Below are 22,885 nucleotides of genomic sequence, written 5' to 3' on the forward strand. Positions count from 1 at the left end.
GGGTGGGTAGTCACCCGGAGCAAATCATCGAAAATCCCCGATCAGTGGGACGGCACAATGGCGACGTCGCACGGGGCCAGTTCGATGGTCCGCCGCGCCAGGCTGCCGAGCAGGAGCTCCGACCACCAGGACCGGCCCTGCTTGCCCATGACGATGAGATTACAGCCCAGCTCCTCGGCCTTCGCGGCGATCGCCGTGCGCGCATCGCCCAACTCGACGAGCACGTTAACGTCTTTCACATCGGGCACGCGCGCCAGGAACTCTCGCATCTCGGCCTCGGCTTCCAGCCGCGTGGTATGGCGATAGTTCGCCATCGCCTCTTCGGACACCCCTGACGAGCTCAACCGCCCGGCAAACGGAGGGTCGTACGCGTTGAAGACGTGTAACACCGCCCCAGGCGCCAGCACTCGCGCAAAGCGGAGCGCCTGCAGAGCATGATCGGAAAAATCCACCGGCACGATCACAGAATCATAATTGATCCGCGAATCCTGCTTGGACACCAGCAGCGGACGCTGAACGCGGCGCGCGATGCGCTCCGCGGTGGCACCCAGGAGCAGATCCTTGGCGGGATTCAGTCCGCGGGCGCCCAACACGAGCAGGTCCGAGCTCGCCGCCATCGCCAGCACCGCATCGTTGACCTCGCCAATCTCCACGACGCATTCGCTCGAGGCACCGCCGGCCGCGACCACATCGCCCGCGAGCGCCTCGAGCCTTTGCCGGGCCTCGGCGACGAGCACGGCGTCGCCACTCGAATCGGCCTGCGAGAACCGTTGCAGGGCCTTCACCGATGCTCTGTCCAGGATGTGCAGCAGCTGCAGTCCGGCCCCGTGCTCCTTCGCAAGCGCACCGGCGCGGAGCGCGGCACGATGCGAGTACATCGAGAAATCGGTGGCGACGACGATTTTTCCGATCGATGTGCTCATATATTCTCTCCTCGTAACGCTTGCAGCGTGTCTTGCGACGGCTGGTAGTGCTGACGCCGCCCGCGCGAACGCTGAATCAACTTTTCAATCTCGGCCACGACGAACACGAAGGCGCCCGCCAGTAACACCCGCCCCCATTCCGCCGCGGACAACCCGGTCGTACCGAACACGGTCTGAAACGGCGTCCAGTAAGTAAACGCGAGCTGCAGCACCGCGCATACAGCAATCGCCACCAGGACGTAGGGATTGCCCAGCAAACCACGGCGCGACAGCACCGTGGCATGGATGAAGCGGCTGTTCACAAGATAGAACATCTCGCTCACCACGATGGCATTCACCGCCATCGTGCGCGCCGCCTCCAGCGTAGCGCCGCGTTGCATTTCCCCGAGGAACAACCCGAGTGCGGCCAGCATCATCAAGACCGACACCATCACGATACGCCAGATGAAGAAGCCGCTCAGCAACCGCTCATCCGGTGCGCGCGGCCGCCGCCGCATGACATCGTCCTCCGCCGCCTCGAACGCAAGCGCGAGACCGAGCGTGCTGGATGTCACCATATTGATCCACAAAATCTGCGCGGGCGTCATCGGCAAGGTCAGCTCGAACAGGATCGCGACCACGATCACGAGTGCTTCGCCGCCATTGGTAGGCAGCATGAACAGAATGAACTTCTTGATGTTGTCGTAAACCGCGCGCCCCTCGCGGATCGCTTTGCCGATGGTCGCGAAGTTATCGTCCGCGAGGACCATATCCGCAGATTCCTTGGCTGCATCCGTGCCCTTGCGCCCCATGGCGACGCCGATATCGGCGCGCTTCAGCGCAGGCGCGTCGTTGACGCCGTCGCCAGTCATCGCGACCACATCGCCATTCGCTTGTAGCGCTTGCACGAGCCGCAGTTTGTGCTCGGGGCTCGCGCGCGCGTACACATCGATGCTTTCGACGGTGGCACGCAGCGCCTCATCGTCCAGCACTTCCACTTCAGCGCCGGTCAGCGCCGCATTTCCCCGGCCGATGCCGAGTTGTGCGCCAATGGCACGCGCGGTATCCGCATGATCGCCCGTGATCATCTTGACGCGCACTCCCGCCGCGTGACACTGGGCCACGGCGGCAATCGCCTCCTCACGCGGCGGATCGATCATTCCGAGCAGCGCGAGCAGTGTGCAGCCCTGCTCGACGTCATCGGTCGACAGGTGATGTTGAGATGCATCGACGGGCTTGCACGCGAGCGCGAGGATGCGCATGCCGCGACCGGCGAGATCAGAGATTCCGCGGCGCCAGTAATCGACATCGAGCGCCGCGGGCCCAGTGCGACCCATCTGCGCCGTGCATTTGCTCATGATTACTTCGGGCGCGCCTTTCAAATAGACGACCGCGGCGCCGCGCGGATCGGCATGCAGCGTTGCCATGAAGCGATGCTCGGACTCGAACGGAATCACATCCGTCCGCCGCATTTCGAACCGTGCAGCGTCGAGATCGATGCCGGCTTTCACACCGAATGTGAGTAGCGCGCCCTCGGTCGGATCGCCCGCGATGCTCCATCCGTCTGGCGATGAATGCAGCGCGGCGTCGTTACACAACACGGCGCAACGCGCGGCCTCGCGCAAGATGGAATCCTGCTGAACCGCTACCGCGTGGTGAGCAAACAGAATTGCACCGCTCGGCTCATAGCCCACGCCACCGACCTCGAACACGCCGGGCGCGGCGATGACTCGCTGCACGGTCATTTCATTCTTGGTGAGCGTACCGGTCTTGTCGGAGCAGACCACAGTGACGGCGCCCAATGTTTCCACCGCCGGCAACTTGCGCACGATTGCATTTCTGCGCGCCATCCGCTGCACGCCCAAGGCGAGTGTCACCGTCATGATCGCCGGCAATCCTTCCGGAATCGCCGACGCCGCCAGCGCGACGACCATCATGAACATGTCGCTGACGCCGTGGCCGCGCCACCAGACACCCATTACGAATGTCATCGCCGACAGCACCAGAATGGCCACGGCCAGCCAACGGCTGAACTGAGCGATCTGACGCACCAGCGGCGTGGATACTTCCTCGACCGCGGCGATCATTGCGCCGATGCCGCCCAGTTCCGTGCGGACACCCGTAGCGACCACCACTCCTGTGGCACTTCCCGACGCAACCAATGAGCCGGAGTACAGCATGCAGCGCCGCTCCGCGAGCACCGCCGAGCCGTCCACCGGCGCGACCGATTTGGCCACCGTGACCGATTCACCGGTCAGCAGCGACTCGTCCACGCGCACATTTTTCGCGCTGACGATACGGAGGTCGGCCGGAATCCGGTCGCCCGACACGACCGCGACGACATCCCCCGGGACGAGATCCTCGGCGGACACTTCCACACGCTTGCCATCCCGAAGCACCATCGCGTGCAGCGACAGCATCTGCCGAATGGCATCGAGCGCCGTTTCCGCCTTGCCTTCCTGGATGAAACCGATCACCGCATTGACGACCACCGCCGCCAGCAGCACACCGGTATCGATCCAGTGGCCAAGCGTCAGCGTGATGACTGCCGCGGCGAGCATCACGTAGATCAGGACATTGTGAAATTGGCGCAGCAGCCGTAGCCAGGCCGGGCGCCGGTGGCGCGCAGGTAGTTTATTGGGGCCGAACCGCCGCAGCCGGTCGGCGGCTGCTCGGCCAGACAACCCGGCGTCTGCATCGGTACCGAGGGTTTGCACTACCTCGGAAATCTGCATGGCGTGCCATGCCTCGCTCGACTCGTGGTTCACCCCATCACTTACGTTCCTTGAGCTCCTGACCAGCAGGCCCGCACAGTGCCGACATTGGCCCCCTCGCAACCATGCGGGGAAGGCGCTAGCAAGTACGGGATTCCAGGCAGGAGCGTGAAAAATCGGCCGCTCCGCCCGCGGGCCGATCCCTGTATCATGCCGCTCCTTGCGCGCGTTCCGCGCCCGTAACGATTTCAAGCCTCGAGAGCGAGCCACAGATCCCATGGCCCAATTCATCTACACCATGAACCGCGTCTCCAAGGTGGTGCCGCCCAAGCGCATCATCCTGCGGGACATCTCCCTGTCGTTTTTTCCGGGTGCCAAGATTGGCGTGCTGGGCTTGAACGGCTCGGGTAAATCCTCGCTCCTGCGCATCATGGCGGGCGAGGACAAGGAGATCGACGGCGAGGCCCGCCCGCAGCCCGGCATCAAGATCGGCTTCCTGAAACAGGAGCCGGGATTGGATCCAAACAAGGATGTGCGCGGCAACGTGCTCGAAGGCGTCGGCGAAGTGCAGTCGTTGATCGACCGTTTCAACGCGGTCAGCGACAAGTTCGCCGATCCCGACCTGGATCCGGACGAGATGAACAAGCTGCTCGAAGAGCAGGCCAAGCTGCAGGACGCCATCGACGCCAAGGGCGGCTGGGAACTGGAGCGCACGCTGGAAGTGGCCGCCGACGCCCTGCGTCTGCCGCCCTGGGACGCGGATGTGACCAAGATCTCCGGCGGTGAGCGCCGCCGCGTCGCGCTGTGCCGCCTGCTGCTGTCCAAGCCCGACATGCTGCTGCTCGACGAGCCCACCAACCACCTGGACGCCGAGTCGGTCGCCTGGCTGGAACGTTTCCTCGAGCAGTACCCCGGCACCGTCATCGCGGTCACGCACGATCGTTACTTCCTCGACAACGTCGCCGGCTGGATCCTGGAACTGGACCGCGGCCACGGCATTCCCTGGCAGGGCAACTATTCCTCCTGGCTCGACCAGAAGGAAAAGCGCCTGGCCATGGAAGAGAAACAACAGGAAGGCCTGCGCAAGACGCTGGAACGCGAATTGGAGTGGGTGCGTTCCAATCCGAAAGCACGCCAGGCCAAGAGCAAGGCTCGTATGCAGCGCTACGAAGAGCTGGCTTCGCAGGAATTCCAGAAGCGCAACGAAACCAATGAAATCTATATTCCGCCCGGCCCGCGCCTGGGCGAGCTGGTGATCGAAGCGCAGAACCTGAAGAAGGGCTTCGGTGAGCGCCTGTTGTTCGACAACCTGAGTTTCAACCTGCCGGCCGGCGGCATCGTCGGTGTGATCGGCCCGAACGGCGCCGGTAAGACCACGCTGTTCCGCATGCTCACCGGCCAGGAAAAACCGGATAGCGGCGAGATCCGAATTGGTTCCTCGGTGCAGCTGGCTTACGTCGATCAATCGCGTCAGTCGCTGACCGACAGCAACACGGTATGGCAGGAGATCTCCGGCGGACTCGACATGATCAAGGTCGGCAACTACGAAACCGCGTCGCGCGGCTACGTCGGTCGCTTCAACTTCCGCGGCGCGCAGCAGCAGCAGCTGATCGGCGAGCTGTCGGGCGGTGAGCGCAATCGCGTGCATCTGGCGAAGGTGCTCAAGAGCGGCGGCAACGTCCTGATGCTCGACGAGCCCACCAACGACCTCGACGTGGAAACCTTGCGCGCGCTCGAGGAAGCGTTGCTGGGCTTCCCGGGCTGCGCCATCGTGATCTCGCACGATCGCTGGTTCCTGGACCGTATCGCCACCCACATCCTGGCCTTCGAAGGCAACTCCGAAGTGGCCTGGTTCGAAGGCAATTACGCGGAATACGTCGAAGACTTCAAACGTCGCAAGGGCGACGATGCGGCCACTCCGCATCGCATCCGTTACAAGAAGCTCGACGCGTGAGGACATCCAAGATGGCGCTGACACGGACGGCTAACGCGTGATCTCCAACGCAGTCATTCTAATCATCGCCATCTTCGGACTGTTGCTGCTGATACTCGCGTGTCAGCGGCTGTTCCGCGCCCGATTCCTCGCCGCTGGCGGTAGCGCCTTCACGGGCGCACTGCTACTCGCCATTGCAGCCTTGTTGTTCGTCGTATCGTTGAATCTGCATACCTACGCTCGTCTGACGCTCGAGCGCCCGGTCGCCGAGATCGTGTTCGAGCAGCGCGCACCGCAGACGTTCAACGCCACGCTCACGCAAGTGCCGAACGGCGAGATCCAGATGTTTGTTTTGTCCGGCGACGAGTGGCAACTCGACGCGCGCGTCTTGAAATGGAAAGGCTGGGCGAATCTGTTTGGCCTCGACGCGCAGTATCGCCTGGAGCGCGTCAGCGGCCGCTATCGCGACATCACTCAGGAGCGCACCGCCGATCGCACGGTGTATCCGCTCGCCGAAAACCCCGGGCTGGATCTGTGGCAGATCACGCTCGACAAGCCCACTCGCCTGCCCTTCGTGGACGCCGTCTACGGCAATGCCGCTTACATGCCGATGTCCGACGGCGCCCGTTATGAGATCTCGATAACCCAGACCGGCTTGATCGCCCGCCCGGTGAATGCGGCGGCTCAACAAGCCGCCGGCAGCTGGAAATAAATCTCGGTCAGTGGAACAGTTTGCCCATCGACGAGAGCGACGAGCTCAGATCGCTTTGTGACGGCAGCTTGCCGTCCGGCGTCAGCTTGTCGATGACTTGCGGCAGCATGCCCGCGAGCTTGTTGGAAGTGTCCGATTCACTCAGTCCGGCGCGTGCTCCCAAATCCGAGACCGTGCCCGATCCCAGCACCTGTTTCACTTGCTCGCCGGAAATGGGCAGGTTCTCACCCTTGCCTATCCACGACTGCAACACGTTACCCAGGCCGGCGCCCTGGAAAGCACTGGTGAGATTGTTCAGCGCGCCCGGCGCGCTGAGCATGCCGATAACTTGTTGCAACAGGCCTTTATTCGCGGCTTCGCTCGGGTCGCTAGCCTGCCGATGTCCTCCGAGCATGCCGCCGATTTGATCGAGCAATCCCATGGCGGAACCCTCCACTGAGTCGAAGAGGGCGCGACTATATGCCCCTGGCACGAGGCACCCGCATCCGCAGATGGTGCAGCGTCACCCCACCCAGACGCGGGCGTTCCGGAAGATCCGCATCCACGGGCTGTCCTCGCTCCACCCATCCGGATGCCACGAATTCTGGAACGTGCGGTACACGCGCTCCGGATGCGGCATCAGCAATGTCACTCGGCCGTCCGGCGTCGTGATGCCGGTGAGGCCCCGAGGTGAGCCGTTGGGATTCTCGGGATAACGTTCCGTCGCGTTGCCATGGTTGTCGACGAAACGCAGCGACATGAGATTGGCGCCGACCAGCGCGTCGATGTTGCCGCGACCTGCGAAGTCCGCATAACCCTCACCGTGCGCGACGGCGATCGGCATGCGCGAGCCTTCCATGCCGGCGAAGAACAGCGACGGCGATTTCACCACTTCGACGAGGCTCAGGCGGCCTTCGAATTGCTCGGAACGATTGCGCACGAACTTCGGCCAATGCTCCGTGCCCGGAATCAGCTCGCGCAGCGCCGCCATCATCTGACAGCCGTTGCAAACACCGAGCGAGAATGTCTCTGACCGGTTGAAGAACTTCGTGAACGAGTCACGCAGCTGCGAATGGAACAGAATGGATTTCGCCCAGCCCTCGCCGGCCCCCAGCACGTCGCCGTACGAGAAGCCGCCGCAAATGACCATGCCGCGGAAATCGTTCAGATCGAAACGCCCCGCGACCAGATCGGTCATGTGAACGTCGAACGGCGCGAAGCCGGCGCGATGGAACGCAGCCGCCATTTCGACATGGCTGTTCACACCCTGCTCGCGCAGGATCGCCACCCTCGGCCGCGCGCCCTTCGCGATGAATGGCGCGGCGATGTCTTGATTCAGATCGAAGCTGAGTTTGACGTTCAGACCCGGGTTGTTCGGATCGGTCACCGACTCGAACTGCTCCTGCGCGCCTTGCGGATTATCGCGAAGCTGCGTCATGCGGAAGCTGGTCTCCGACCACGCACGATGCAGCTCGGTCCGCGACTCGTCCAACAGCGACTCGCCGCCGGAACGAACGCGCACGCGGTCGGCTTTCGTCACCTTACCGATGACGCGGCTCATCGTGGCGAGGCCATGACGATCCAGCACGCTCAGCACGGATTTCACATCGCTGCTACGAACCTGCAGCACCGCACCCAGCTCTTCGCTGAACAACGCGGCGACGCAATCGCGCAGCTCGATACCCAGATCGATATCGACGCCGCAGTGTCCGGCGAACGCCATCTCGGCGAGCGTTGCAAACAAACCGCCGTCGGAACGATCGTGATACGCGACGATGGAACCGGCCGCGCGCAATGCCGCGATGGCGGCAAAGAAATTCGCGAGCACTTTCGGATCGTCACAATCCGGCGCTTCGTGACCGAGCTTGCCGAATACCTGCGCGAGACAGGAACCGCCGAGGCGATCGCGCCCCGCGCCCAGATCGATCAACACGAGGTCGCTGTCGAGCTCCGGCCGCAGTTGCGGCGTGAGCGTGCGACTGACATCGCCCACCGGCGCGAACGCCGAAACGATCAACGACAGCGGCGCAACCATCCGGCGAGGACCTTGATCGCCCTGCCAGCTGGTCTTCATCGACAACGAATCCTTACCGACCGGGATGGTGATCCCCAACGCCGGACAGAACTCCTCACCGACCGCCTTCACCGTCGCATACAAATCCGCGTCTTCGCCGGGTTCGCCGCAAGCGGCCATCCAGTTCGCGGACAAGCGGACCTGATCCAGCGCGGCGACGTCGGCAGCAGCAATGTTTGTAACCGCCTCGCCAACCGCCATGCGACCGGATGCCGGCGCATTCAGCAGCGCGAGCGGCGTGCGCTCGCCCATCGCCATCGCTTCACCGGTCGCGGAGGTGTAATCGCTGATCGTCACGGCCACGTCGCTGACCGGCACCTGCCACGGACCCACCATCGGATCGCGGCTGATCATGCCACCGACGGTGCGATCGCCGATCGTGATGAGGAACGTTTTGTCCGCGATGGCCGGAAAGCGCAGCAAGCGATAAGCCGCGTCGCGCACATCGAGATTGGCACTCGTGAAATCGTCGCCGAGCGACGGCAGCTTCTGCACGTCGCGCGTCATCTTCGGCGGCTTGCCGAGCATGACATTGAGCGGCAGGTCCACCGGCGGATCTTTGAGCAGAGGATCGCCGACCTTCAGCCAGCCATCGTCAGTGATGTCGCCGACCACCGCGAACGGACAACGCTCGCGTTCGCACAGCTCGGCAAAACGTTTCACATCCTTCGCATCGATCAGCAGCACGTAGCGCTCTTGCGCTTCGTTACACCAGATCTCGACCGGCGACATGCCGGGCTCGATCGACGGCACAGTGCGCAGGTCAATGCGACCGCCGCGACCTTCGGTGTGTGCGATCGACTCGGGGATCGCGTTGGATATACCGCCCGCGCCGACGTCGTGAATCAGCAGGATGGGATTGTCTTGACCCATCGCCCAGCACTGATCGATGACTTCTTGCGCGCGCCGCTGAATTTCAGGGTTGCCACGCTGCACGGACGCGAAATCGAGATCTTCGGTGCTCGCGCCGCTGCCGACGGAGGAAGCCGCGCCGCCACCCAAACCAATGAGCATCGCCGGCCCGCCGAGCACGACGATCTTCGCGCCTGGAGGAATGTCCGACTTCTCGACATGCATGCGACGCACGTTGCCGACGCCGCCCGCAATCATGATGGGCTTGTGATAGCCGCGCAGTGTGGCGCGTGCGCCCGACTTCTCGGCTTCCAATTCGAACGTACGGAAGTAACCGAGAATGTTCGGACGGCCGAACTCGTTGTTGAAAGCCGCGGCACCCAGCGGACCCTCGACCATGATGTCGAGTGCCGACGCAATGCGCCCGGGCTTGCCGAAATCTTTTTCCCAAGGCTGCTCGAAGCCGGGAATGCGCAGGTGAGAAACGGAGAACCCCGCGAGGCCCGCCTTCGGCTTGCCGCCGCGGCCGGTCGCGCCTTCGTCACGAATCTCACCGCCCGAGCCCGTCGCCGCGCCGGGGAACGGCGAGATCGCGGTCGGATGGTTGTGAGTCTCCACCTTCATCAGGATGTCGATGGGCTCGTCGTTGAACGCGTACGCGTGCTGATTCACATCGGCGAACCAGCGGCGGCCCACCGGGCCTTCGATCACGGCGGCATTGTCACGATAGGCGGAAAGCACGCCGCGCGAGTTCTTCGCGTACGTGTTCTTGATCATGGCGAACAGCGACTTGGGCTGACGCTCGCCATCGATGATCCAGTCCGCGTTGAAGATCTTGTGCCGGCAATGCTCGGAGTTCGCCTGCGCGAACATCATCAGCTCAACGTCGGTGGGATCGCGGTTCAGCTTCGTGAAATTCTCGGCGAGGTAATCGATTTCGTCTGCCGACAGGGCCAGGCCGAGCGACTCGTTCGCTTCGACGAGCGCCTCGCGGCCGCGAGCCAGCAGCGCGACAGTGTTCAGGCGGCGCGGCGACTGGTGATCGAACAACTGAGCCGCGTCGTCGTAGGAAAACACCGCCGCTTCGGTCATCCGGTCGTGGAGCACCGGTGCCATCGCTTCGAGGTCCGCCGCCGACAAGGGCTTGGAGCCGCGCACGAAGTAAGCGATGCCACGCTCGATGCGCTCGATCGCCTCCAGCCCGCACACCTGCGCGATGTCGGTCGCCTTGCTCGACCACGGCGAAATCGTGCCCGGCCGCGGGATGACGACGATCAGCTGCTCGTCCGCGCCCGGCGCCGCGCTCGGCTGCGCCGGCCCGTACGTCAGCAACGCCTCGAGGACGCGGCGTTCTTCAGCGCTAAGTTCCCGTCGCGCTTGAACAAAGTGCGTGAAGCGCGTGCTCAGGGACGCAACGGCGGGGACGCGCGAACGAAGGGCAGCAAGCAGGCGAGCAGAGCGGAAATCCGACAGTGCAGGCGCGCCAGACAGTGTCAGCATGCGGTGCGGAAGGGGGCAGCGGAACGGGCGCGAATGATAGCGGAAATACCAGCGAAAATGCGGCCGGCAAGCGGGCCGAAACGGCCGGGGCCAAAAGGGGACAGATTTGAAATCTGTCCCCTTCCGTCCCCGTGTCAGTGCGTGGCTACTTCTTGTCGCCCGGGGTGTACACGGGCATCGGGAAGGGCGTGACGTTGGAGCCCTCGAAGTTGCTGATCTTGCTTACGCCCTGCTGCCGCACCTCGTCGATGCGCAGCACCGAATGCATCGGCAGATAGGTGCGTTTGACGCCCTCGAATTCAGCTTTCACCTTCTCCTCGGTGGGGTCGACCACGACGGCGGAACGCTCGCCGAACACCAGTTCCTCGACTTCCACGAAGCCGAACAACGAGCCATGGCTGACCTTGCGGGCGTAGATCTCGTAGACCTTGCCCTGGTTGACAAACACGACCTTGAAAATGTGACTGGTTGCCATCTTGCTGTTGGGCCTAGGTTGGTAGGCTGCGGTTCCAGGCTATGTAACATTCCCGGGTCATTTACCCGGCGCCACCGCGACCGCTACCGCGTAAGCAATCTCCTGAATTTTTTCGGTCAATGGCACTGAAACTCCGCATCATCAGCGATCACTATAAGGCGCTCGGCAAGCGCAGCTCACGTCTGTTTGGCGTCACCGGCGGGCGGATCGGCCGTGCCGCAGACAACGACTGGATCCTGCCGGACCCCGATCGCTACATCTCCAGCCACCACTGCAAAGTGGAGTTTCGTGCCGGCCAATGGATGCTGGAGGATACCAGCACCAACGGCGTCTTCATCAATGGCTCCGACGTGCCCGCCTCGGTGGACGGCGCTTATGCGCTAAAAGATGGCGATCGGCTGCGTTTGGGCGACTACGAAATCATCGTCAGCATCGATGAACGCCAGGATTTCCCCCCGGATGCCAGCGGCCAGATGCCCGCACCGGCGCGCTCGCCAGCTCGCCGCGGTGCGCCCCCGCCGGAAGTGGACCTGGGCGAAGAGCTGGACCTCACCGACCTGTTGACCGACGCGGCCATCAAGCCGGCCCCTGCTGCCCCGGCCAGCGCCGGCAGCTCGTCTCCCAGCATGCTCGATATCAACAAAGCGCTGGGCATCGACATGCAGCCCACGCGCCCCGGTCTGCCGAACAACACCGTGCCGGGCAAACCCTCGCGCAGCGGCTTTACTTCGCTGCTGGACGGCCCGGACCGAGGCGATCCGCCAGGCGCCGCGGCTGGCCGCAAGCCCGAAGACTGGCAGATGCAGACCCAGCCGTACGATCGCAAGTCATTGCAGGCGTTGACTAATCCAGGCGCGATGTCCCGCCCGGCCGAGAAGCCTGCAGCGCCCGAGCCGCGCACCGGCCGTCGCTCCACCGATGCCATGGTCGAGCCGAGCAATGGCGTCGAAGCCTTCTGTCGCGGCGCCGGTATCGATCCGGCGTCGATCCCGCTGGAAACTCAGCATGCGCTGATGCAACTCGCCGGTCAGATGACTCGCGAGGTCGTGCTCGGCTTGATGGACGTGCTCAAAGGGCGTGCCGATCAGAAGAACCGACTGCGTCTGAGCCAGACGGGCATTCAGCCGGCCGACAACAATCCGCTCAAGTTCTCGGCCAGCGTCGATGAAGCGCTGGTCAAGCTGTTCGACGGTCACAACAACTCGCGTTATCTCGGACCGGTGGACGCGATCCGCGACTCGTTTGCCGATCTGCGGGCGCATCAGCAGTCGCTGTCGGCCGCCATCCAGGCTGCTATCGACGAAGTGATGAATCGGATCGAGCCGGGCGAGCTGCAGGAAAAGTTCGACCGCGGCTTGAAGCGCGGCGCGCTGCTCGGCGCAGCCAACAAGATGAAGTACTGGGACCTCTACACCGAGTTCTATCACGTGCTCAATCAGCGCAACGAGCAGAACCTGCCGACGCTGTTCGCCGAAGAGCTGGCTCGCACGTACGCCGAGAAGGCGCAGCAGAAAAAGCGCTAGTCAGAGAGAAGTGACTCGTGACTAATGACTGGTGACTGGTCAGAACGAGTACTTTCATGCCTCGAGGTCAGCCCCGGCGGGCCACACCGAGGCATGAAAGAGCCCATCTGATCATTCATTAGTCATTAGTCACGAGTCACTTCTCTCTTACTAAGGCGAACGCCGCGGCGTTAGCATGCTGTTCGGATTGGTGGGCGCGACGGTGCTGGTTGCGCTCGTCGTCATGCCGCCTTCGCGTTGTGCCGCCGGGCCCGTATCGGTCGCGACCCAATCCAGAATATCCATGTAGCCGCGGATGTTCTCGACGAAGCGCACCGGTTCCCAGCCTCTGGCATAACCGCGCTTCACTCGCGAATACCACTTCTCTTGCGTCAGCAACGGCAAATGCTCACGCACGTCATTCCATGCATCCGGATTCTTGCCATGCATCTGCGTCAGGATGCGTGCGTCCTCGAGATGGCCGACACCGACGTTGTACGCAGCCAGCGTAAACCAGGTGCGATCCGGCTCCAGAATGCGCTTGGGAACCTGCTCACGCAGCCACACGAAATATTTCGCGCCGCCAAAGATGCTGGCGCGCGGATCGAGTCGATCGCCGATGTTCAGTGCCCGCGCCGTTTCTTCGGTGAGCATCATCAAACCGCGCACGCCGGTGTGAGAAGTCGCGCCCGGATCCCAATGCGATTCCTGATAACCGACCGCCGCCAGCAGGCGCCAATCGACACCGATCTCCGCGGCTGCCTCTTTGAACCAATGCCGATACTGCGGCAGACGCGATTCGATGTGTTCCATGAACACGCGCGCCTGGATGTAATCGAAGCGGTCCGTGGCGCCATAGTAAGTATCGAGAATGGACGCGAGCCGGCCTTCGGCGCGTGCCGATGAAAAGAACGCGGTGACGCGCTTGAGCAAAGTTGGATCGCGCGCATCCACCGCCCACGCCAGTGCCTTGCCGCCGGACAAGTCGAATGCAATTCGAATCTCGGGATGGAAGGCGCGACCGATGGCGAACTCATTCGAATCCGCGACGGTGTAATCGAACTCGCGCCGGGACAATCGATACAACAACTCTTCCGTTTCCACCGCGGGATTCTCGACCCACGACAGGTTGCCGTAGTGAACGCGCAGCTGCTCGAGCGTGGCGGCGTGCGCACTGCTGGCAACGACTTCGATGTGACCGTCGTAGGTTTGATCGAGGCGTCGCGGTCGCGGATCGCCCTGGCGGAAAATCAGATGCTCGCGCACCTGCTGATACGGCGGCCCGAATCCCGCTTCCGCCGGCAGGCGCAGGCCGCGAGTCAGGCCGGCCGCGGCGATGTGAGCCCGTCGCGATTCGAGCTCGCGCACCACGTCGGCGACGTTGGGCACGGAGTAAATGAACAGTTTGACGCCCAGCTCGGCGGCAAAGCGCGCGGCCAGATCGAATTCGGGCCCCTGCGGCCCATCCGCACCCAGGTAGTAGGCGCTCGGCAGGTTGCGGGTGACGACGCGCAGCTCGCCACTGCGCAATATCTGCTCCATGACGCTCGGCGGCTGGGAACACGTGCCCAGCAGCAGCATCGCAATGATGGCGAGGGCAATCTTCACCCTGCCTCCTAGTGGCAACCCGCGAGGTCGGGCATTGGACCCGAAAGCCCGCCCCAGGGCAATGTCGCCGGTCCGCTACTGTGAGCGACGTCCCCAAGCGCCGGATGAGGGGTTCCCCGACCCGCCCCCATGGCAAACTCACGCCCCATGCGAACACTCAACGAACTCACCCAGGCTCTGACCCGCGGCACCGTGCGTGCCCGCCAACTCGTCGACGAAGCATTGGATCGAATCACCGATCCAAATGGCGAGGGCTCGCGCGCCTTCATGACCGTCGCTGCGCAAAGCGCCCGTGCCCAGGCGGACGAGATCGACCGGCAGCGAGCGGCCGGCGCGACGTTGCCCGAGTTTGCGGGCATCCCCATCGCAGTCAAAGATTTGTTCGATGTCGCCGGCGAGGTCACTCGCGCGGGGTCGCGCATTCTGGCCAATGAGCCGCCTGCCCTGCGCGATGCTCCCGTGATTGCCCGGCTGCGCGGCGCCGGGTTCATTTTCATCGGTCGCAACACCATGACCGAATTTGCGTTCTCCGGCCTGGGATTGAATCCCCACTACGGCACCCCCGCGAGCCCGTTCGATCGCGCGACCGGCCGGATTCCCGGCGGCTCGACGTCGGGTGGCGCAGTTGCTGTGGCGGACGGCATGGCGGTGGCGAGCTTGGGCACGGACACCGGCGGCTCCTGTCGAATCCCTGCTGCGTTCTGCGGCATCGTTGGTTTCAAACCGACGGCACACCGCGTGCCGCGGGATGGCGCGACCCCGCTGGCCCATTCGCTCGATTCGATTGGACCGCTGGCGAACAGTGTTTCGTGCTGCGCGACGCTCGACGCGATCCTGCGAGGTGTAACGCCTCGCGCACCAGTTTCCGTTTCACTCAACGACATTCGACTGCAATTGCCAACGTCGCTCGTACTGAATGACATGGACGAGCATGTGACGAAGGCATTCGAGCGCGGCGTCGATGAACTGGCACGCGCAGGTGTTTCGATCTCGCGCCGGCCGTTGCCGGAGTTGCTGCGCATTCCGGAGATCAACTCACGCGGCGGGATTGCAACGGCTGAAGCGTATGCGTGGCATCGTCCGTTGATCGAACGCGATCGCGAGCAGTACGACCCTCGCGTCGCGAGCCGGATCATCAAGGGCGTCGATTTGACCTACCAAGATGTGCGCGACATGCACGATGCGCGCGCCGAGGTGATCGCGAGTGTCGAGCGCGCCACCAGCGACGTGGATGCTCTGGTGTTGCCGACGACGCCGATCATTCCGCCGCCGTTCACAGCGTTCGAACACGACGCGGATTACGCGCGGCTGAATGTGCTCTGCCTGCGCAATCCATCGCTGGCGAACTTCCTCGACGGCTGCGCAATTTCATTGCCGGTCCATCGTCCTGGCGAGCCGCCGGTCGGCTTGATGCTCATCGGACGGCGCGGCAGCGACGATCGTTTGCTCGCGATCGCTCAAACGATCGAGGCCGCGCTCAAACAGCGATAGATGTAATCGCTACGGGGTGCCCCCAGCCGCGGAGGAGATGTATAACCGGTCGCTCCTGGTCGTTGACAAGGAGTCTTCCGTGAACACAATCGGCTGGATTGGCACACTGACTGCGATTGCTCTGTGTGCAATGACGGGCTGCGGCTCCAAGGTGCCCTCGCCGCCTGCCGCAGACGCGGCCTTGGCCGCACAGCAGGCCACAGCATTCATCGAAGCCATCAAGCCGCGGCGTGACGGCAAGCCCGTCATCGCCGTCGTTGCCCGCAATGAAGGCACGGAGATCACGGATTTTTTGCTGACGCATGCAGTTCTGCAACGTGCGGACATTGCTGACGTGCATGCCGTCGCGCCTCGCTCTGGACCCGTCTCTTTATATCCTGCGCTACAGGTCGAAATCGCACAGGATCTCGCAACGTTCGATCGAACGTATCCTACGGGCGCCGATTACGTGATCGTGCCGGCCATGAGCGACAACACCGATGGCGCGATTCTGACCTGGCTGCAACAACAATCGGATCACGGCGCACGCATCATCGGCATCTGCGCCGGTGGACTGGTCGTGGGCAACGCCGGCCTGCTGGATCATCGTCGCTTCACGACACACTGGTACTACCTGGATGAATTGCGCGAGCAGCATCCCGCAGCCGTTTATGTGCCTCATCAGCGATATGTGATCGACAGCAACATTGCCACGACCACCGGCATCACAGCGTCGGTGCCGACCATGCTCGCGTTGATCGAAGCAATCGGCGGACCCGAGAAGGCACAGTCGCTCGCGGACGACTTTGGCGTGGAGTCGTGGACACCCGTGCACGACAGTTCGCTATTCGGCCTCAACTTCTCACGCGGACTGAGTTTTATCCTCAACAAGCTCGCGTTCTGGCGCAACGATGAAATGCGCGTCGATGTCGTCGAAGGCATGGACGACATCGCGCTCGCATTCACCGCCGATGCCTGGTCTCGCACGGGACATATAAAAGTGCAAGCGGCCGCACCGGCGCCGGTAAAGCTTCGCAGCGGCATCACTCTTCTGCCCGAACCTGCAGCGGTCGATGCCAATCCCCTGCCGCTCGCGGCCGATCTCAAGCCGATGGAACAACTCGACCGCACCCTCTGCGACATCGGCTCGCGCTTCGGCGCGGCCCGTCGCGAGTGGGTGATGATGGAGCTGGAATATCCCGGTCAGCCGGCGTGTGAGACCGAGTAGACGCAGGCGTTTGCCGTACGTCGCGAGATGAACATGCGCGTGCCCGTCGCGCGTATGTGCGCCGCCGACACTGGGCTCCACACTGATTCTTCAACAGCAGGAGTTCCCCATGGCATACGCCGGCAGCCCGAGCCGCTACACGTTCGAGCGTGGCTTCCCCACGCGCGACACGATGAAACAGGCCTATGACGACGCGGATCTCGACCGCGCAATTCAAGCTTACAAATTCTTCTATCCGACCGTGTCGGGCGCGGCGATCATCCGAGGCAACGGGCAGATCGGCGTCGTCCCCAACAAAGTATTTGGCATTCTCGATTGCGCGCCGGAGCAACTGGTGTACACCGCGAACTCCGATACGCCGTATGGTCCGTTGCTGCTCGATCTGAGCATTGGGCCGCTGGTCGTCGAACTGGCGCCCGGACCGTTGATTGTTTGCTCGATGGATATCAACCAGCGCTGGGTCGCGGACATGGGCCTGCCAGGGCCCGATGCCGGCCAGGGCGGCAAACATCTGCTGATCGGCCCGTACTACCACGGCGCAGTGCCCGAAACCGGCTACTTCGTCCATCGGGCCAGCAGCAACCGTCAGATCGTCGCCGTGCGCTCGCTGCCAGTGGAAGGCGATGTGAAAGGCGCGAAGGAACGGATCAAGACGATCAAGGTGTATCCGCTCGATCCCAAGACGCCGTGGCAGGAACCGAAGTGGCTGGACGCCACCGGCAAAACTCAGGACACGACGCCGCTGGATTGGGAAGACAACATCGAATTCTGGGAAGTGCTGCATCAGACGCTGGACACCGAACCCATGTTCGAGGGCTATCACAACGAGTACGGCGAGCTCGCCGCCCTGGGCATCGAGAAAGGCAAACCCTTCAAGCCCGACGGGCGCATGAAATCGATTCTCGAAGAAGCCGCACGGGCGGCCAATGCGCAGATGCGAGTGCAGGCGTTTGGCGATCGTCGGCCGGATCGTTTGCCGTGGCCGGATCGCAAATGGCAATGGGTGAGCCTGCGTTACGAAGATGGCGACTTCAACACTCACGACCGACTCGACCTGGAAGCGCGCGAGAAGTGGTTCTATCAAGCGATCGGTGCCTCGCCCGCGATGTTTCGTCGGGACCCGAAAGCAGGCTCGTTGTATTGGCTCGCTCAGAGCGATAAAGCCGGCGCATTTCTCGATGGCGGCAGCGCGTACAAGCTCACGGTGCCGCTGCCCGTGCCGGGCAAGCTGTTCTGGTCCGTGACGGTCTACGACACGGACACTCGTTCGCAGATACAGACCGAGCAAAAGCGGGCCGCGTTGCGCTCGCTATTCGAGCTGAAAGAGACCACCGGCAAGAGCGTCGATCTGTATTTCGGACCGAGCACGCCCAGAGGTCAGGAGCAGCGCTGGATCAAAACCCTTCCCGGCAAGGGGTGGTTCGCCTACTTCCGCATCTACGGTCCGCAACAGGCCGCGTTCGACGGCTCATGGAAGCCGGGTGACTTTGAAAAAGCAGTCTGATCCAGTCACTGAATGCGCAGTGCTGCAATCGGTCGCGCTCGCGCAATGACTAAGGAATGACCCAGTACGGTCAGCACCGCCACGCCCACGATCAGGGAGCACGCGGCAGCAAACATCCATGGCTCGAGGTCGATTCGATCTTCGAACCCATCGAGCCAACGCTTCATCAGCGGCAACGCAATCGCGCTGCCAACGATTCCGGCAACGGCGGCGAGCTTCATGAAGCGCCACAGGATCAAGCGCACGATCGCAGACGTGTCGGCGCCAAAGGCTTTGCGAACGCCGATCTCCAGCCGTCGCTCCTCCGCGGCGGATGAGGCCAACCCCAGTAAACCGACAATCGCCAGACTCACCGCCAGCACCGCGAACGCGCTGAAGATCTGACGTTGCCGAACGATGGAGCGATGCATCGAGTCGAGCGACTCGCTGAGAAACAGCCGGTTGATCGGCGCCGGATCGCCGAGCCGCTGCCATAAAGCGTCGATCCGATCGAGTGTCTCGGGCAGGCGCTCTCCCCGCAGCCTCACGCTGAGCAACTGAGCGCGAGACGGCTCGGCGACATACACCACCGAGTACATGGGCTCATCGAAACGCCCGAGCCGAAAGTCGTCCACCACACCGATGATCTCGAACGGCTGCCCCGAGCCGGGAAACGGATCGCGACCCAACGCGGCCTCGGCGGATTCGAAGCCAAACTCGCGCAGCGCCGTGGCGCTGATGACGACTCGCTGTACTGCAGCCGAATCCCCTGCTGTGATATCGGCTGGCTGATCGGCTCGAAAGAAACGGCCGGCCAGCGGTCGAAAGCCATACAGCTCGAGAAAGCCGGCATCGATGCGCACGATTTCGAACGATCGACGCGTGCCGTCGGCCAGCTTCGCGGCCGCGTTGCTGGTCACGATATTGATCGGCGCACCCAGCGCGCACGCTGCACCCGCCACTCCCGCCAGCTTCTGCACTTCGTCCACGAAAGCGCGTCGGCAGGTCGAGTGGATGAGCAGCATGTGTTCACCGTCGAAGCGCTGGCTCTTTTTCAGCAGATGATCGATCTGCTGTCCGGCAACGATCACCGACACGACCAACGCCGCGAGCATCGCGAACTGAGCGACCACCAGCGACTGACGCAATCCCCTGCTCTGCCCTGAACGACTGCGACCGCCATTCAATATGGACGCGGGGTTCAATCGTGACAGCAGCACCGCCGGATAAAAGCCGGACAACGCCGCGGTGACGACGGTGATTGCCACGATCGCCGCGAGCAGCTGCGGGCTACGCCAGTACTCGAAGGTCATCGGCACATCGAGCAAAGTACGCGCGACCGGCAACAGTAGCTCGCACGCAGATAGCGCAATCACCATGCCCACGGTGCTGAAGATCAACGCCTCGCCCATGAACTGAGTTATCAGGCTGACCCGACCCGCGCCAGCCGCTTTGCGCACGCCCACCTCCGTGCTGCGATGGATGGAGCGTGCCGTCGTGAGATTGATGAAGTTCATGCAGGAGATCAGCAGCACGAGCACCGCCAGCACTGGCGTCGCATACACCACAGCCTGTCGATCGCGCGAGTACACGAGCCGATCCAAAGGCGTCGCGCGCAACTGCACCTTTACGGAAGACCCCTCGCGTCGGTAACCGGCCAGGCCCGCATTGAACTGCTCTACCGTCACCCCTGGCTGCACGCGCACGAAGCTGAAAGTGCTCCATTCGCCGCGGTTCAGATTCATCACTGAAAAAGCAGTGCTCGATGAGGCCAGCATGCCGATGGCTTCAGCCCCGTTGATGCGAGTGTTGGGCGGCAAATCTTCCAGCACCGCCCGCACCACCATGGGATGCTCGCGATTGAACTCGAGTATCCTGCCGAGCACGGCTTCGTCGCCGAAGTATTTACGGGCCAGCGTGCGCGTCAGCACGATCGAGTTCGGCTGTGTCAGCGCCTGCTGCAGGTCGCCCGCATAAACGGGCATCGGCAGCACGCGAAACAGATTGCTGTCGGCCCAGGCGATCCATTCGTACGCCTCGACGTTCCCCTGTCGCACGACGTAACGCCCGTTCACGATGCGCGTGGATTCGACTGCGCCATGCACGTTTGCCGCGGCCCAAGGCGAAACATCGATGGGCGTCGTATCCAGATCGATGGGCGCCAGGCCCGGCAACGTATAGGACAGCGAGATGCAAAACACCTGCTGATAATCGGCGATCCAGCGATTGTAGGAACGCAGATGATCGATATAGGCCACGGCGAGAAACGTGGCCGCGAGCCCCACCGAAAGGCAGGCGATACTTACGACCGCATAGAAACGATTGCGCTCCAGATTGCGCAGGGCTGCGGCCAGGAAGTTGCGCAGCATGCCGATGATCTACGCGGCCAGCAATGTCTCGCTGACCACCCGACCGTCGAGAAACTTGATCGTGCGCCTGGCATGGGCGGCGTGCGCCAGCGAGTGCGTCACCATGACGACCGTCGTCCCCGACTGGTTGATATCGCCGAGCATCGCCATGACCTCCGCGCCATTCTCGGTATCCAGATTGCCGGTGGGCTCGTCGGCGAGGATCAACTTTGGATTGGCAACCAGCGCGCGCGCAATCGCCACGCGCTGCTGCTGACCGCCGGACAGCTGATGAGGCAAGTGTTTGGCACGATGACTCAATCCCACACGATCCAGCGCCGCGACGATGCGCTTGACCCGCTCGGCACGGCTCATGCCCTGATAGAGCAAGGACACCTCGACGTTTTCGGTGACGTTCAGATCGTCGATGAGATTGAAGCTTTGGAACACGAAGCCGATGCCGCTGCGGCGTCGTTGCGTCAGCTGCTGCTCCGAATGACGCGCCACGTCCTCGCCGAAAAACCAGTACGAGCCGCTGCTGGGACTGTCGAGCAGCCCGAGAATGTTCAACAACGTGGACTTGCCGCACCCCGAAGGCCCCATGATGGCGACGAACTCGCCGGCCTGAATCTCCAGGGACACGCCGCTCAGCGCGCGCGTTTCCACTTCATCGGTGCGATACGTTTTCGAAAGATTGTCCAGCTTCAGCATGCCTGCTGCTCCTTAGGCAGATCTAATTCACCAGCTCGATGCGATCGATGCGCGCGAAACCACTGTAGTTCGACGTGATGACCCGTTCGCCAGCCGCCAGGCCGCTCAGGACCTCAACCTGCTCGGCATTGCGCCTGCCGGTTTTGATCCGTCGCCGCTGCGCCTCGTTGCGCCCGACATCGAGAACGAAGACCCAATCGCCCCCGGTCTCCACAAGGAAAGCGCCGGCAGGCAACACCAGCGCCGGCGTGTCATTGCCGAGTGCCAGCCTGCCTTGCAGCCCCTGCCCGGCCAGCAACCCCCTCGGCGGCTCGCCCTCGAACGCCAGCTCAACTTTGAACGTCCCTTCCGTCACCTGCGGCAGTACACGCTTCACCCGAACGGTCACCTGCTGTGCATCGAACTCGATCGTCCCAGTCTGATCGACGCGCAGCCGTCCGAGATAATACTCATCGATATCGGCGGAGAGCTTGTAACCAGTATCCGGTGTGATCTGACCCAAGCGCGCACCTCGGGCCGGATTCTCACCGACTTTCAGATCGATGGCAGTCATGAGCCCGTCGACGGGCGCACGCACGGTGAGCTGCTCCAGCTTGCGCCGGGTGATGCCAATGTCCTGCTGCAATTTGCTCAGTTGCGCCGAGATCTGCGGCAGCTGCTGGACGCGCAACTGGTTCTGCTGTTCGTTGCTTCGTGCCTGCAAGGGCCGCAGCTTGCGCATGAACTCGAGCTCGTCGTGCACCGTATCGCTGGCCTCTCTCGGCAGCATGCCGCTCTTCGCCAATGCTTCTCGGCGCTCCAGGGCGCGCGTCAGCCTAGCGATGTCATAGTCGATCGATGCCAACGCCTTGTCGTTGCTGAGCCGGTTCTGCTCCAGCTGCGTCTGATACGCCTGCAGCTGGGTGATCGACTCGACCAGCCGCGCCTCGCGATCGAGCACATCGAGCTCGAGCTGGGTATTGGTCAGCTCCACCAACGGCTGTCCGGCTGTCACCACATCGCCCGGCTCCACCAGCACGCGCTCGACACGTCCGCCCTCCAGTGCATCCAGGTACACAACGTCGCGCGGCACGACCTTGCTTCGCAGCGGCACGAAATCGCGAAACATCCCTTGCGTTACTGTCGAGATCTCCACATTGGTCACCGGCACTCGCAAGCTGCGTTGAGCATCGCCGAACCAGGCACTCAGCATGAATGCGACCAGCACACCAGCCGTGGGAATCGCGATGAGTCGTAACGTCCTCGGTTTGCGCCACCACGGCCGCACGATTGCAATATCCATGGCCGCTGTCATGCCAACCTCCGCGAGCCAGTGTACGAGACCTACACCCGAGTACAAACATTCGGCTGGACAAGGGTTTGTGCGTTTTTTTCTCGGGGCTGGCCGCAGCCGC

15 protein-coding genes are annotated in these 22,885 nt (G+C 62.9%); 6 read left to right on the forward strand and 9 right to left on the reverse strand.

All coding sequences use genetic code 11. The features are described 5' to 3' along the window. Positions 1-41 precede the first annotated feature (41 nt). Positions 42-923 (reverse strand): universal stress protein, encoded by an 882-nt coding sequence (locus D0550_RS07460; protein WP_116808493.1) that lies wholly within the window; start codon positions 921-923, stop codon positions 42-44. Continuing rightward, positions 920-3,637, reverse strand: coding sequence for a cation-transporting P-type ATPase (locus D0550_RS07465; protein WP_116808494.1), 2,718 nt, complete (start codon positions 3,635-3,637; stop codon positions 920-922). Before D0550_RS07465 ends, D0550_RS07460 begins: the two co-directional genes overlap by 4 nt. Before the next feature lie 256 nt (positions 3,638-3,893). On the opposite strand from D0550_RS07465, the gene ettA reads away from it, so the two are divergent. Continuing rightward, the gene (ettA, locus tag D0550_RS07470) at positions 3,894-5,570 is read left to right on the forward strand and encodes an energy-dependent translational throttle protein EttA (RefSeq protein WP_116808495.1); all 1,677 of its coding nucleotides are present in this window, start codon (positions 3,894-3,896) and stop codon (positions 5,568-5,570) included. A 37-nt stretch (positions 5,571-5,607) separates the two neighbouring features. Then, complete coding sequence (locus tag D0550_RS07475; RefSeq protein ID WP_116808496.1) at positions 5,608-6,261, forward strand: cation/multidrug efflux pump; 654 nt, start codon at positions 5,608-5,610, stop codon at positions 6,259-6,261. 7 nt (positions 6,262-6,268) lie between these two features. Here D0550_RS07475 and D0550_RS07480 read toward each other — a convergent pair whose 3' ends face one another. From D0550_RS07480 to D0550_RS07490, 3 genes are all read right to left on the reverse strand, one after another. Continuing rightward, positions 6,269-6,733, reverse strand: coding sequence for a YidB family protein (locus D0550_RS07480; protein WP_414717270.1), 465 nt, complete (start codon positions 6,731-6,733; stop codon positions 6,269-6,271). Between the two features lie 30 nt (positions 6,734-6,763). Continuing rightward, positions 6,764-10,666 (reverse strand): phosphoribosylformylglycinamidine synthase, encoded by a 3,903-nt coding sequence (gene purL / locus D0550_RS07485; RefSeq protein WP_116808498.1) that lies wholly within the window; start codon positions 10,664-10,666, stop codon positions 6,764-6,766. A 145-nt stretch (positions 10,667-10,811) separates the two neighbouring features. Then, positions 10,812-11,141 carry a DUF1820 family protein gene (locus tag D0550_RS07490; RefSeq protein ID WP_116808499.1) on the reverse strand — a complete coding sequence of 110 codons (330 nt, stop codon included), beginning with the start codon at positions 11,139-11,141 and terminating at the stop codon, positions 10,812-10,814. A 119-nt stretch (positions 11,142-11,260) separates the two neighbouring features. On the opposite strand from D0550_RS07490, the gene tagH reads away from it, so the two are divergent. Further along, positions 11,261-12,664: a type VI secretion system-associated FHA domain protein TagH gene (tagH, locus tag D0550_RS07495; protein WP_116808500.1), complete on the forward strand. Its 1,404-nt coding sequence runs from the start codon at positions 11,261-11,263 to the stop codon at positions 12,662-12,664. Between the two features lie 150 nt (positions 12,665-12,814). Here tagH and mltF read toward each other — a convergent pair whose 3' ends face one another. Then, positions 12,815-14,251 (reverse strand): membrane-bound lytic murein transglycosylase MltF, encoded by a 1,437-nt coding sequence (gene mltF / locus D0550_RS07500; protein ID WP_116808501.1) that lies wholly within the window; start codon positions 14,249-14,251, stop codon positions 12,815-12,817. A 147-nt stretch (positions 14,252-14,398) separates the two neighbouring features. Between mltF and D0550_RS07505 the strand changes: the two genes are divergently transcribed. The 3 genes from D0550_RS07505 (at position 14,399) to D0550_RS07515 (ending at position 18,453) form a co-directional block, all read left to right on the forward strand. Next, complete coding sequence (locus D0550_RS07505) at positions 14,399-15,742, forward strand: amidase (RefSeq protein WP_116808502.1); 1,344 nt, start codon at positions 14,399-14,401, stop codon at positions 15,740-15,742. Positions 15,743-15,872: 130 nt separating this feature from the next. Continuing rightward, positions 15,873-16,949, forward strand: a complete 1,077-nt coding sequence (locus D0550_RS07510) for a DJ-1/PfpI family protein (RefSeq protein WP_414717274.1) — start codon at positions 15,873-15,875, stop codon at positions 16,947-16,949. A 109-nt stretch (positions 16,950-17,058) separates the two neighbouring features. Beyond that, complete coding sequence (locus tag D0550_RS07515) at positions 17,059-18,453, forward strand: DUF1254 domain-containing protein (RefSeq protein ID WP_116808504.1); 1,395 nt, start codon at positions 17,059-17,061, stop codon at positions 18,451-18,453. Positions 18,454-18,458: 5 nt separating this feature from the next. Here D0550_RS07515 and D0550_RS07520 read toward each other — a convergent pair whose 3' ends face one another. Genes D0550_RS07520 through D0550_RS07530 form a run of 3 tightly spaced genes read right to left on the reverse strand, consistent with a single transcriptional unit; the run spans position 18,459 to position 22,785 of the window. Next, entirely contained in the window at positions 18,459-20,801 is a 2,343-nt protein-coding gene (locus tag D0550_RS07520) for an ABC transporter permease (protein ID WP_116808505.1), read from the reverse strand. A 9-nt stretch (positions 20,802-20,810) separates the two neighbouring features. Continuing rightward, the gene (locus D0550_RS07525) at positions 20,811-21,491 is read right to left on the reverse strand and encodes an ABC transporter ATP-binding protein (RefSeq protein ID WP_116808506.1); all 681 of its coding nucleotides are present in this window, start codon (positions 21,489-21,491) and stop codon (positions 20,811-20,813) included. Positions 21,492-21,513: 22 nt separating this feature from the next. Beyond that, on the reverse strand, positions 21,514-22,785 hold the full coding sequence (locus D0550_RS07530; protein WP_116808507.1) for an efflux RND transporter periplasmic adaptor subunit: 1,272 nt from the start codon (positions 22,783-22,785) through the stop codon (positions 21,514-21,516). Between the last annotated feature and the right edge of the window lie 100 nt (positions 22,786-22,885).

It is taken from the genome of Steroidobacter cummioxidans (assembly GCF_003104955.1).